This window comes from Marivirga lumbricoides, assembly GCF_014636295.1.
GTDB classification, from domain to species: domain Bacteria; phylum Bacteroidota; class Bacteroidia; order Cytophagales; family Cyclobacteriaceae; genus Marivirga; species Marivirga lumbricoides.
Genome location: NZ_BMEC01000011.1, coordinates 57,106 through 69,901 on the forward strand (window position 1 = coordinate 57,106; position 12,796 = coordinate 69,901).

The window sequence follows — 12,796 nt, forward strand, 5'->3', positions numbered from 1 at the left end:
TACTGAATTTTAATCAAGCAGTGACAAAAATAAGCATTTCATTTACGTTTCAAAAAACCAAACAAACCTCTTTTTTCTGTCGCTAAATAAGGGTGATTTTCACCCACTTTTGGGTTTTGTATTTTATGGATTGGCTGACCTCTAAATTTTTTATCAACATGGATGTGTTCTTTCTGCGCCTCACAATTTTTTATGGGGCAGTTTCGATATAATGGGAAGCTAACCCTTATGCCTACTTGAAATTGAACATTCCACATGTTGGTTTTAATGGTTTCTCCGGTAGGAATTTGAGTATTTATCGATTTTAAGTCGATAGAAGGACGCATAACCAGATGGAAGTATTTTGATAAGTTTTTTTCTACAGGAAATCCGAAATTCCAGTAGCTATTTTCCGAAACTGTTGAGGAAGGAAAAGTACTCTCAGGAAGCTTAAATTTCCCAAACTCTATATCCGCGTAATATGAAAAATTCCACCAATCCCAGTAACGTACCCCTGCAGTGATATAATACTTTTGAGTAAAAAAACTGTTAAAATCTGATTCATAACTGTTAATATAATCAGGAAAGCCCTTTAAGCTCATTTTTGCAGTAGTATTTAATTCGAAAGTAGCACCCGCTCCTAATCTATATCTCAGGTAATTAAAATGTAATTTTACATGAACAGGAACAGCATGCCCCCCACCTCTCAGTCTTTTTTCACCACTTTCAATCAAATAAGAAGAGCCCGGAGCACCTTCATTACTATTGGCATCATAAAAAACAGCATTTGAGGTATTAAGTGTATCAGTAACAAATGGTTTATTCAGCCAGTTGCCTATTCCTACAGATAAATTATAGGCACTATCAGAGCCCAATATATATAAATTGCCATTCGTACTATAAAGTGAATAATCATCGAGATTTTGCCTGTAACGTGTATTTCCGTAGCCAATAGCTACTTCAGCAGAAAAATGAGAAAGGACTCTTCTAAAAAGGTTAGGCTGAATATCAGCGCTGTTAGGCGGAGGCCCCCACGGATTAAATACCTGCCCCAGCACCTGGGTTTGCATTAGCGCAAAAGCTATGATGAAAACAAGTATTATCCTCATAAAATATATTGCCTGAACAACCAATTCGATTATTTTCAACTGACAAAGGTACAATAATTATGCTAAAGCAACATAATAGTATTACTTTAACTCGTATTTTGCCATAAATTCTTTAAAAATAAGGTGTTTACCAAGGCCTACCTTCTCTCCTATTTCATTCAACTTTTCTAATTCATCCTTTTTAATCTTTCTGGTCTGAAGGATTTCCTCATCACTCTCAAGAAACAAAGAAGAAATAAAACGCACTAAAAAATAAGGGGAACGCATTAGCCTGGATTCAAATGAAATTGAATTATCATTTATTAATTGAAGTTCCTCAGTTTGTATTAATATATCCAAACATTTATTGATAGCCGTGTAGAATTTATCTTCCCACTTGGGGAAACTTTTAATTAAATATTTAAGGCCATCAACCACCGGGTCTTTTGACAGAAAGAAGCCTCCTTTGGAATACTTACGCGCTTTTTTCTGAAGAGACATTTCTTCTCCTAAGCTGATATTCTGGTTAGCCATCTTCTTCCCCACTTCCGGGCTAAGCAAAATGATAGCTAAAAAATCATGGTTTTTAATTTTCAGATAGCGTGCCTCACTTTCAATAAATTCTTTCTTAAGCTGAGCTACTACCTCATCTATTTGCTTATTGCTAATTATTATAGCTATCTCTTCCTCGCTGAACATTTGCTAAATCAATTAAAAACACGAGGAAAAATACATTATTTGACTATATAATCCAATTTAAAATCAAAATCTTTAAAACATAAGCAGTAAACTAAAGGAAGTTTTTTGATGCAGCGCCAGATTGCTTACTAAAAATCGCAACTTGCTCATCATAAACATCATTTTGTAAATATTTAAAGTACCACTTTCTGGAGTAAGTACTATTATCGGGTAAGCTTCTGTGAATAGATAATTGCAAAAGCTCTTTATTATCTTCTGAACTTATAATTTCAATTGTCCTTTTTCGGTTGGGAAAGGTCAATGTGATTAAACTCCCCTCATCAGCATTTTTCACCGACATCTTTTCAGCTTCATTAATTAAAGTTAGAAGCCATTCCGGATTAAGTAATATTGCACTATGCAGGGAGTCAGCCAGTACATCTATTGCCGCATCATCAAAATCCGTACTAATTAAGTTCTCTATTGTCTGATCATCATTCCTAATAATTTGAAGGTAATTCTCTTTTACAGACTTAGTTAATCCAAAATAAAAGCCTGACAAACTTCCGTAAGAACTTCTGGTAAGTTTACCTGTTCCGTATAATAAAAAAACAGGTTCCTGATGAGCTAACCCCTCGGTATATTCCACCTCGTAATAGTATTTTTTCTGCTCAGTTAAATTACCGTATAATGCTTTAATTGAATTAGTTCCCTGATCCTCATACTTCTTTTGACATGAAAGCACCAAAGTTAGAAACACTACAGCAAGTGGAAATATGTTAATTCTCATTCTAAAAATATTTTAAGCTTATCAGAAGCCCATTGCAATGATATTATTGAAGCTTCAGTAACTGAAATTTAATCATAAAAATGAAAAATAGGAATTGAAATTGCAGAAAGCTATAAAATAGCTATAATTTAATAAAAACACCTGCCTGATATGTTCTGGCAGCCAAAATTGAACGTCCTGAAACCGCGGTACCAAATCCAGCAGATAAACCCAATTGCTCATTCACTTGAAAAATTAATTCTGGTGCTAAACTTAAATATTCTACATTATTATTGAAGAGTCCATTGCCATTGAGTGCATTTTCATCTCCATTAAAGAAGGATTTTACTCCAAATGCCCGCGTAATTAGCGTAAACTTCTTCAATGTATAGCCTAACTCCATTCCATAACGGAATTCATCAGAAAAATTACTGGTGCGGTTGTTCACCCCGAGATCAAGAATAGCATAAAAGGGTACCGGATAAAAAGAATATCCGGCTGAGAGGCTCACTAACTGATTAAATTCTCCATCACCAGTTTGCAGCAATTGCGTATTGCCTCCGGAAGGGTTACCAGTAGGAATACCTAAAGTAAGACCAAAACTTACTACCAGGGCATCTTTCTGTAAAAATGTGTATTTAAAAGATATATCAATATCTCCAATACTATTCAATTCATCACCTTCAGCAATAAGCACATCATTTGTATCTACCCTCTTATTCAGAATTGCACGACTAAAAACAGGAGCATAAACTACTCCTGTTATCTTTTCAGTAAAACCATATTCAGCATAAATGCTGGTAGTATAAAGTCCGGTGGTTGTAATATCTATAATTTCTCCATTTCTATTATAGAATTTGGAGGCATTAATCCACCATTGCCCCAGCTTAATAAATGCACTCTTAGGCTTTTGAGGCCATGGTCCGCGGGAATAGCCATGACTTACTAAAAACATCATTAAAATAAAAAATCCTAATTTTTTCATGAAAGCATCAGTTAAGTGTGGCAGTACCAAAGAGTACCCCAAAAGGTTGACAGTATATATGAACGAATTGATAGGTATTTAGCGTAATATTTTCCGGTGCCTGGTATGTCTGAACACCTGTATTTGCTTTCAACTCACCTAAAGAGGCCCCTCCAGCCACCCCGGTTGAAGAATTACTCAAATAAACATATAAGCCTGGCCCGCTTGAGGTGCGAAAATCATCATTAAACCTTAACTCAACTTTTCCACCGACATCAGTCAACTCGCAGGAACCTTCAACTGAATAGCTATTTTTCCCAACAAATACCCCACTTCTCATCTGGGAGAATTTAGTCATTTCATTAGCTTCAATAGTAATGGAGTCCATCAGCATATTGTCCACTGTAAGTTTAATAGTAGCTGAACCAACTTTGTCAGCACTGAGTAGCCCTTCCTGCGTAATACTTAATACTGAGGCATCACTTGATTGCCATTCAATCTGACCTGGTATAACTTCCATTCCTAGCTGATCTTCATATTGAAAATCAAGTTGAATAGAAGTGCCAATTTCAAGAGAAATAATCGGTGTAGTGATCTCTACCTTGGCAAGATTCACTTCTGCTTCAACTACATCCTCACCTATGCAGCTTATAAAAAGTGAGATAAAAACGACAGAATAAAGAACTAATCTATTCATAAGCTTTAGTTTATCAAGTAAATGAAAATAAAAAATCGCTATTAAAAAGTCTTACAGCGGACTCTTTAAGAGGTTTGAAAGTTACTACTAGATAAAGAAGCTTAAACCAATGCGGTAATAGACCGTTATTCTGAAAAATTAAAATAATTTATGAACGCATTTGAATTTAATAATCCTACAAAAATCATTTACGGAAAAGGAGAGATTAAAAAGCTTGAAACCAACATCCCTCCCCAATCAAAAATATTGTTAGCGTATGGAGGAGGAAGTATAAAGAGTAATGGAATTTACGAACAGGTAGTAGCGGCTATTTCTGACTTCAAAGTAACGGAATTTGCGGGAATTGAGCCTAACCCTCATTTCGAAACACTTATGAAGGCTGTAAATATCATCAGAGAGAAAAACATTGATTTTATATTAGCTGTTGGAGGTGGCTCTGTTATTGACGGGTGCAAATTTATTTCAGCAGCTGTGCATTATCAGGGTGATGAATGGGACCTTGTAGAGAAGGGACTGGCCAGGAAACAGGAAAAAGTGGTACCTTTTGGCACTGTACTTACTTTGCCTGCAACCGGTTCAGAAATGAATAGTGGTGGAGTAATTACAAAAGCTTCCACTCAACAGAAAAGAACCTTTGGAGGCCCACAGTATTTTCCTGTCTTTTCAGTCTTAGATCCCGCAGTAATTCAGTCCTTACCTAAAAGACAAATAGCCAATGGTATTGTTGATGCGTTTACACATGTAATGGAGCAATATCTTACTTACAAACATGATGCTATTTTACAGGACAGAATTTCAGAAGGAATTTTGCAAACATTAATTGAAATTGGCCCTGGCATAATGGAAAATCCTAAAGATGAAAAACTCGCAGGAAACTTTATGTGGTCAGCTACCATGGCTCTTAATGGATTATTAAGGCTAGGTGTGCCAACTGACTGGTCAACTCATATGATTGCACATGAATTAACCGCTTTACACGGAATTGACCATGCAAGAACTTTAGCTATTATTGCTCCTAACTTATACCGAAAATTATTTGAGGATAAAAAAGAAAAACTCGCACAGTATGGTAAGAGAGTTTGGAATTTAAAGGGAGAGTCTGAAATTGAAATTGCTGAGAAGGCCATTGAAAAAACCGTTGATTTCTTCGAATCATTAGGTATAGATACCAGGCTATCTGATTATACTGAAGACTATAGTGACACTGCTCAGATAGTACATGACAGGTTTAAGGAAAGAAAGTGGCTTGGATTAGGTGAAAGACAGAAAGTGGGGCCAGAACTAGCTAAAGCTATTGTTGAAATGAGCTATTAACTCTGGTTATAGTTTGATTCATAAAAAAGGCTAAACTCATTTACAAGTTTAGCCTTTTTTATAGGTAGAAAAAATTAAGCTTCTCCCTGAGGTGGAGCAATTCTTTCTGAAATTTCTTTATATCTGGCCTGAACATCAGCATCGGAGGAAAGAGCTGCTTTAATGGCTTTGTAATTACTTACGCCAACCATCTTTTGAGCTAATGTATTTAATACTTCCTTAATAGCATCTTTTCTTTCATCCTGCTCCTTCACAATAAGTTTCATGAATTTAACTTCAAAATCATTAGCTCCTTTAGCTTTTAATTTTGCCTCATCATCACCTGCACTTGCTAATTCCTGATATCTCTTCACATCAAACCCATCCTGGTTATCAATAATAGTTTGAACGGAAGTACTGATACCTGCTTTCATTTGATCTACAACTTGCATTAATAATGCATAATTGTATAAATCCTCATCTGTTACAGCTTCATCTTGTGCCTGAACTGCTGAAAAGTTAAAGCAAATCAATGCCGCTAAAACAAATAATCCTTTTTTCATTATAATTTTCATAATTATTAAATATACTATGTTTAACTTAGTTTTATATTTATTTAAACCTCGAATTAAAGCTTTTTGTTAACATAAGGCAAATTTTTTAACTATTAAGTGCGCTAAAATTAAAAAATATGAGAAAAGTAGTCTATTATTTAAGTACTTGTGACACCTGTAAGAAAATAATGTCTCAATTAGATTTAAATGATTTTGAGAAAATAGACATAAAAAACAGCCCTCTTTCAGAACCTCAATTATTGGAACTATATGTAATAACGGAATCCTACGAAGAGCTATTTAATAAAAGATCCATTAAATATAGAACACTTGGCTTAAACCAACAGAACCTCTCAGAAAATGATTATAAAGAGCATTTATTAAAAGAGTATACCTTTCTTAAAAGACCAGTGTTTCTTGTAAATGGAGAGCTTTTTATAGGTAATAGTAAAAAAACTGTTGAGCGATTAAAAGATCGTTTCGGACATTCTTAAAGAATAAAAGATCGTGTGGACCTCTCATGTTAATTTTTAATGAATTTCTTAACGGCTTTATCATCTTTCCAAACCCTCTCCCCTTCAGTTGAAACAAGGTAAAGGTTTAAACGATAATTTATACCTGATTCACCATTCAACTCAAAAGGTTCTGAAAAAAGCTTCCCTTTAAGTAAATAATACGGTATAGAGGTATCATCTGACTTGATCAAGTTGAATTGCCTGCTATCTTTTAGCAAACCTGCAAAGATGCTTTTTAGTTGATCATTCACCAGCGATTCATCAAAATCGTTTGTGAATGACTCTACCAAGACAGTAGGGCGATAATTATTTTTGGAAAGAAATTCTTTAAGCCATTCGGATTTAAGCATTTTACTGTACAGCTGATCGGCTACTATTTCAGCATCAGTTCTTGTCCATTTACCACTTAGGTCTATAGTTTGTCCATTATCTGTTTGAAGCACTGATTTCGGGCTACAAGCTGCAAGTGCTAAAAAGCAAAGTATAATAAGTGTTTTTACTGAGTTCATCTGTTTCTATCCATTAAAATTTAACAATACCTTTCAGATTCAAAAATCTTGCCGATAATGAGTTGGGCACTGCAAAATTTTGTCCATTAAAGTCTTCTATCCAGGAATAAGAAATTGTATTTGAAACGCCTAACACATTGAGCACATCTAAACCCAGCCAAAAAGAATGAATAAAAGACAAATTATCAAAACGCTCCAGTGAAAACTGCTTTGAAAACCCAATATCCATTCTGCGGTACCATTCTCCCGTTAAACTGTTTCTTCCTGCAATGGAATTAGGAGGGCCAAAAGGCAAACCTGAACCCACCTGAAGTTTTAAATTAACCCTAAGTGTTGGGTCATTTATAAAGTAATCCTGAAAAAATATAGAGGCTGTTACGCGCTGATCCGTGGGCCTTCTGATGTAGTCAAGCCCATCATTGGCAACATCCTCCTTTGTAGATAGAAGTCCAAAACTAAACCATGACTCAGTGCCGGGAATAAACTCCCCGCTTAATCTAAAGTCAGCTCCATACGCATAGCCCTTCGCTGAAAGTTCGGGCCTGTACCTTAAGCGAATATTGTCCACATCAAAAGGTATGATGTTATACAAATATTTATAATACCCCGAGCTATTCCATTGAAACGGACGGCTCCATAATGTCATGTTTTTGGTATAATTAGCAATAAAATGAATAGCGCTTTGTGCTCTCAAGTCGGGCCTCAGACTTCCGCTAAAGTCTCTCAGCTCTCTATAAAAAGGAAATTGCCTGTAGATACCTGCAGAAAGACTTAATTGACCGCTTTTATCGGGGTGCAAAGTTAATTCATATTGAACCCTGGGGCTAAGAAGCAATTCTTTGGAATTGGAACCATAATTGGTCCTTAATCCTGTATTTAGATATTGCCTGTCGTTTATTTGCCACTCATGCTGAACATAGGCATTTGCAAAGCTGGCTTCTAATTGATTTTGTTGGTTTATCACCCTTGTTACCTGTACGAAATCAGCTGAATCTCTAAACTCATATTCATCAAGCAGGTCATCTACTATTTGTTGCTTAAATTCAATCCCGAAAGCAAGTAGCTGGTTTTTAGTGAATTGCCAGTCATTTCGGATTTTAGCTTGTAATACATAAGCGTCAAGAATATTTCTTGCGTACATAAAATTACTGCCGGCACCACGTTGGCTTATACATTCATCAAAAGTCTCAGAAGATAAATCTCTGTCTACATCACATAAACGATAAAAACCTTCCGTATTAATATATTCAAACTCAGAAGTACTAAAAGCAGAAAGAATTATGGATGACTTAAACTGGTCAGAAAAGAGGTGGTTGAGGCGGGCTCCGCCTTGAAAGGTTCTGTAACTTAGAGATTCGGCCCCATCGTAAGCCACAAAAAAACGTAGCTTTTGTTGAAAGGAGCCAAAGTCAGTTTCCCTGGAAGCGGGCTCTACGTAGTAATCATTTTGTGCAAAAGTGGCCAGAAAATCGATGCTGGTTTTTGATGAAAACTGGTAAGAATAGAAGCCCTGAAAATCAATGAAACGAGGAAGGTATTCTCCGTCTGTTTCGAATGTATTAAACAGGTATCGGGCATTTTTATACCTTAACCCAAGTAATAAATTATCTCTTTTACTTATTTTAGTAGATAAATAAGTAGATGCACCTAAAAAACCAAGATTTACATTTCCTTCTGTTTTATCAGTTTTTTTATAATCGATCAACAGATTACTCGACAGTTTGTCTCCGTATTTAGCCTCCCATCCCCCAGCTGAGAATTTTATATTGCTGACCATATCAGGGTTGATAAAACTCAGGCCTTCCTGCTGGCCTGCCCTTACTAAAAGAGGTCTGTAAATCTCAATTCCATTTACATAGATTAAATTCTCATCAAAGTTACCTCCCCTCACAGCATATGAGCTTGAAAGTTCATTATTCATCACCACTCCCGGAAGCGTTGCAATTACCTGGCTAAATTCATTAAAAGGGGTAGCTGTTTCATTGATTGAGATGGGTTTTAACTTTTGCAAATTACCGGAAGGAAGCTGGTTACTTTTTGCCCGGACATCTACTTGTTGTAAAACCATTTGATCAGGCTCCAGACTAATCTGAATGGAATTAATTTCTTCACTGGCTACAGTAATGATGGTGTTAACATATGATACATGGCTAATTTGCAGTACATATGAGGGTTGGTAGGGTACTTTAAGCTGAAATTTCCCTTCAGCATTGGTAATTGTTGAAATATTAAATTTCTTGATTTGAACATTAACCTCTGATATAGGAGTTCCATCCGTGCTGTCTACTATTACTCCTTCCATACTACTGTTTTGAGCATTTAAACAGTTAATTGAAAGTAAAATAAAAGTAAAAACAAGTTGTATAAAACGCATAAAGACGGAAAGATTAATCAGAATTGAACGTTCTTCAACTCTTGAATAGTATGAATAGGGTCTTCCGATTTAAAAACAAAGCTACCAGCCACTAAAACATCAGCACCCGCCTCTAATAATAGAGGAGCATTATCTATATTTACACCTCCATCTATTTCGATAAGAGTAGTAGCATTGGCATCTGCAATAATTTCTTTCAGTCGCCTTACTTTAGTATAGGTCTGTTCAATAAACTTCTGTCCTCCAAAACCAGGATTCACGGACATTACGCAAACCAGATCAGTTATTTCTATTACATCCTCAAGTAGTTGAACATTGGTATGAGGGTTAATAGCAATACCTGCCCTTAAGCCTAAATCACGTATTTTTTGTAAAGTTCTATGTAAATGAGTGCTAGCTTCGTAATGTACTGAAATAGTAGCAGCTCCCGCATCATGAAAGGCCTGAATATAATCTTCTGGTTTCTCAATCATTAAATGAACATCCAAGGGCTTTTGGGCATGCTTAAAAATGGCTTCGCAAACAGGAATTCCAAAAGAAATATTAGGAACAAATCTTCCATCCATTATATCAATGTGGATATAATCAGCCTGACTTTTATTAAGCATTTCAACGTCCCTCTGCAAGTTTGCAAAGTCTGCCGCAAGTATTGATGGAGCTATTAAATGGTTCATAGCGCAAATATATAAATTTTGATTTGATTGGCAGTTTCCGTCTGGAATTTGATCTTTTTCATGCGAAGAATCATTTCCTAAGATAAATGGCTTAAGCCATTAGAAAAGCTGCACCGAATACACCTGCACTATCACCCAGTTTGGGAGCTAATATCGGGGTTTTCATTTCAGGATTAAAAGTGAATTTCTCAACAGAATCAACGCCTTCATTATATAAAGTAGAAATATTGCCCACTCCTCCACCTAAGACAATAACATCCGGATCAATAATATTTATGATAGCTGATAACCCCTTTCCAAAGAAATAAATTAACCGATCAAGAGTCTTTTGAGCATGCTGATCATTATCTAAATCAGCAATAATCTCTTTAAGTGACTTTTGCTCACCCGATATTTTCTCATAATACCGTTGCAGAGCAGGGCCTGACAATATCGTTTCCACACAACCATGTTTTCCACAATAACAGTCCTCTCCATCTTCATCTAAAAAAATATGCCCCCATTCTCCCGTAATTCCATGCTTGCCATTAATTATATGGCCATTTACTACTAATCCACCCCCTACACCCGAGCCCATTATTACACCAAAAACTACTTTAGCATCAGGGAATTTTTCCATTACAATTCCCATCCTGGCTTCAGCTATAGCAAAGCAGTTAGCATCATTAGCCATAATAACAGGGATGCCTAATATTCTTTCTAAATCCTTTTGCAATGGTTGATTATTAAGGCTGGTAGAATTACTGTTTTTCAGCAATTGTGTCTCAGGGTCAGTGGAACCGGGTGTCCCAATTCCAATTGTCGTTGGTTTCTGCCCTATTTCATCGGACATCTGTTCTATTAACAGTTTAATTCTTCCTACAATATGTTCATACCCCTTAGAAGCTTCAGTAGGAATTCTTTTTCTTAGCAATACCTCCGGATTATCCTTTGATTTTAATACCACTCCTTCAATTTTAGTACCACCAAGATCAATGCCCCATAAATAACTATTTGTGTTCATAGTTTTGCTGAAATATTAAGAATTTGGTAAATTTTAAGCTTTCATCATATAAAAATGCCTTGTAGCCATTAATTTGGCGGCTGCGAACTAATAGCCTTTTCCTTTCTCTCTAGGATTTGTTTCATTGCTAAAGCCACACCATTTGTCCAGCCAAAACCATCCTGAAGAGGATACTCTCCCCCACCAGCCTGTAATGTAGTGTCTACCACATTGTATTTTTCCATCATCTTCCCGGTTTGATTATAAACCTTCCGGTTAAGTGAGAGCCATCGATTGATTAGATCTACCCCTTCTTCTGCTTTTCCATAATTAAAGTAAGCCTGCATGCCTATCCACTGTAAAGGTGCCCATGCATTTGGGTAGTCCCATTGCTGGCCGGTTTCGTTAGTGGTAGTAACCAATCCTCCAGGCATCATTAAATGCTCAGTCATATTATTCAGTACTTTTCTGGCTTTATCTTTAGGTGCTATTTGAACAAATAAAGGATAAGCCATCGCCATACTGATAATACCTGTGTGGGAAAAATCTCTGTAATTGTAATCCATATAAGTACCTGCTTTTTCACTCCACAAAATGCTGTTAATAGCATTTTTTCTTTGCTCGGCTTTGCCTAAGTAGATATCTGCTGTATCCTTATTACCTTGCCAATTATATGATTGGGCAATCTTCAATTCAAGAAAATAGAGCAAAGCATTTAAATCTACAGGAATAATGTCAGCAGTTTGAATGGTATTCATTGATTTACTATCAGCCAACCACCTGCTACTATAATCCCAACCGGATTCCGCGCCCGCCCGTAGATGTCTGTACATTTCCGTTTCGTTTCGTTTGCCAGCCTGAGATTGTGCTAGTTTGTAATCTTCTCTAAAAGATTCGGGCCTAGGGTTAGTATATTTGTCATAATATCGGTTAAGAACCTCTCCTGTTTCCAGCAAAACAGTTCTGTTATTGGCAGGGCTACTATCCGATAGCTGCTCTGCCCCTTTCATCCAAAAATCGTACTCCTTAATTAATTGAGGCTGATATTTTAAAAATAGATCTCTATTTTTTCCTGCTATTAAATCTACCATAAAGGCAAAAAAGGGAGGCTGACTTCTGCCCAGATAATAGGCCCTGTTGCCATTGGGAATAAAACCAAGAGAATCAATCATAAAAGCGAAATTATCCAACATTTGAGTGGCTAAATCCAATTGATCATTGGCCATTAAACCTAGCATGGTGAAATAACTATCCCAGTAATAAATTTCTCTGAACCTTCCTCCGGGAACTACATATTGATGAGGCAGCGGAATTAATGATCCATTATTAAAGGCATTGTCTTTTTCACGAGTTAATAAAGGCCACAAACCAGTAATATGGCTATACATATTCTGAGTAGTGTCTGTAACAAATTCCCGCTGCACAGTCTGCGGCAGTTTAAAATTCTCATTTACAAAATCAGCAAGTACAAAACTCTTCTCCCCTCTTGAGGCCTGATATTCTGATATTATTTCTGCCAGCGGCCTGATGGGCGTACAGTCTACAAAAGTCTTTGAGTCTTCAAAAATGCCTGACAATTGCACCTCTTTAAAGAATTCTGTTCCATAAAAATCATTATACTGAACAGATTCTATTTGCTTCTTCTCTTTTACAACAGCTTTTTCACAACTGAAAAAAAGCAAATAAGGAATGATTAAGATTAATTTTCTTTTATTCATTT

The 12,796-nt window shown here is 36.2% G+C and carries 13 protein-coding genes; 2 read left to right on the top strand and 11 right to left on the bottom strand.

All coding sequences use genetic code 11. The features are described 5' to 3' along the window. Positions 1-38: 38 nt before the first annotated feature. The 5 genes from IEV85_RS16705 to IEV85_RS16725 all read right to left on the bottom strand — a co-directional run bounded on the left by IEV85_RS16705 (position 39) and on the right by IEV85_RS16725 (position 4,175). A complete protein-coding gene (locus tag IEV85_RS16705) occupies positions 39-1,088 on the bottom strand; it encodes a hypothetical protein (RefSeq protein ID WP_188465536.1) in 1,050 nt (349 codons plus the stop codon). Between the two features lie 81 nt (positions 1,089-1,169). Then, positions 1,170-1,766: a hypothetical protein gene (locus tag IEV85_RS16710; RefSeq protein ID WP_188465538.1), complete on the bottom strand. Its 597-nt coding sequence runs from the start codon at positions 1,764-1,766 to the stop codon at positions 1,170-1,172. 91 nt (positions 1,767-1,857) lie between these two features. After that, on the bottom strand, positions 1,858-2,535 hold the full coding sequence (locus IEV85_RS16715) for a hypothetical protein (protein WP_188465541.1): 678 nt from the start codon (positions 2,533-2,535) through the stop codon (positions 1,858-1,860). 121 nt (positions 2,536-2,656) lie between these two features. Further along, a complete protein-coding gene (locus tag IEV85_RS16720) occupies positions 2,657-3,499 on the bottom strand; it encodes a hypothetical protein (RefSeq protein ID WP_188465543.1) in 843 nt (280 codons plus the stop codon). A 7-nt stretch (positions 3,500-3,506) separates the two neighbouring features. Further along, positions 3,507-4,175: a DM13 domain-containing protein gene (locus tag IEV85_RS16725; protein WP_188465545.1), complete on the bottom strand. Its 669-nt coding sequence runs from the start codon at positions 4,173-4,175 to the stop codon at positions 3,507-3,509. Between the two features lie 150 nt (positions 4,176-4,325). Between IEV85_RS16725 and IEV85_RS16730 the strand changes: the two genes are divergently transcribed. After that, a complete protein-coding gene (locus IEV85_RS16730) occupies positions 4,326-5,489 on the top strand; it encodes an iron-containing alcohol dehydrogenase (RefSeq protein WP_188465547.1) in 1,164 nt (387 codons plus the stop codon). 74 nt (positions 5,490-5,563) lie between these two features. Here IEV85_RS16730 and IEV85_RS16735 read toward each other — a convergent pair whose 3' ends face one another. Next, on the bottom strand, positions 5,564-6,031 hold the full coding sequence (locus IEV85_RS16735) for a hypothetical protein (RefSeq protein ID WP_188465549.1): 468 nt from the start codon (positions 6,029-6,031) through the stop codon (positions 5,564-5,566). 128 nt (positions 6,032-6,159) lie between these two features. Between IEV85_RS16735 and IEV85_RS16740 the strand changes: the two genes are divergently transcribed. Further along, positions 6,160-6,516, top strand: coding sequence for an ArsC/Spx/MgsR family protein (locus tag IEV85_RS16740; protein WP_188465551.1), 357 nt, complete (start codon positions 6,160-6,162; stop codon positions 6,514-6,516). A gap of 29 nt (positions 6,517-6,545) precedes the next feature. On the opposite strand, the gene IEV85_RS16745 is transcribed toward IEV85_RS16740, so the two are convergent. From IEV85_RS16745 to treF, 5 genes are all read right to left on the bottom strand, one after another. Next, positions 6,546-7,046, bottom strand: a complete 501-nt coding sequence (locus tag IEV85_RS16745) for a hypothetical protein (RefSeq protein ID WP_188465553.1) — start codon at positions 7,044-7,046, stop codon at positions 6,546-6,548. Positions 7,047-7,059: 13 nt separating this feature from the next. Then, positions 7,060-9,420, bottom strand: coding sequence for a TonB-dependent receptor (locus IEV85_RS16750; RefSeq protein ID WP_188465555.1), 2,361 nt, complete (start codon positions 9,418-9,420; stop codon positions 7,060-7,062). Between the two features lie 17 nt (positions 9,421-9,437). Beyond that, the gene (rpe, locus tag IEV85_RS16755; RefSeq protein WP_188465557.1) at positions 9,438-10,094 is read right to left on the bottom strand and encodes a ribulose-phosphate 3-epimerase; all 657 of its coding nucleotides are present in this window, start codon (positions 10,092-10,094) and stop codon (positions 9,438-9,440) included. 91 nt (positions 10,095-10,185) lie between these two features. Beyond that, positions 10,186-11,097: an ROK family protein gene (locus tag IEV85_RS16760; RefSeq protein WP_188465559.1), complete on the bottom strand. Its 912-nt coding sequence runs from the start codon at positions 11,095-11,097 to the stop codon at positions 10,186-10,188. Positions 11,098-11,165: 68 nt separating this feature from the next. Further along, positions 11,166-12,794, bottom strand: a complete 1,629-nt coding sequence (gene treF, locus IEV85_RS16765) for an alpha,alpha-trehalase TreF (RefSeq protein WP_188465561.1) — start codon at positions 12,792-12,794, stop codon at positions 11,166-11,168. Between the last annotated feature and the right edge of the window lie 2 nt (positions 12,795-12,796).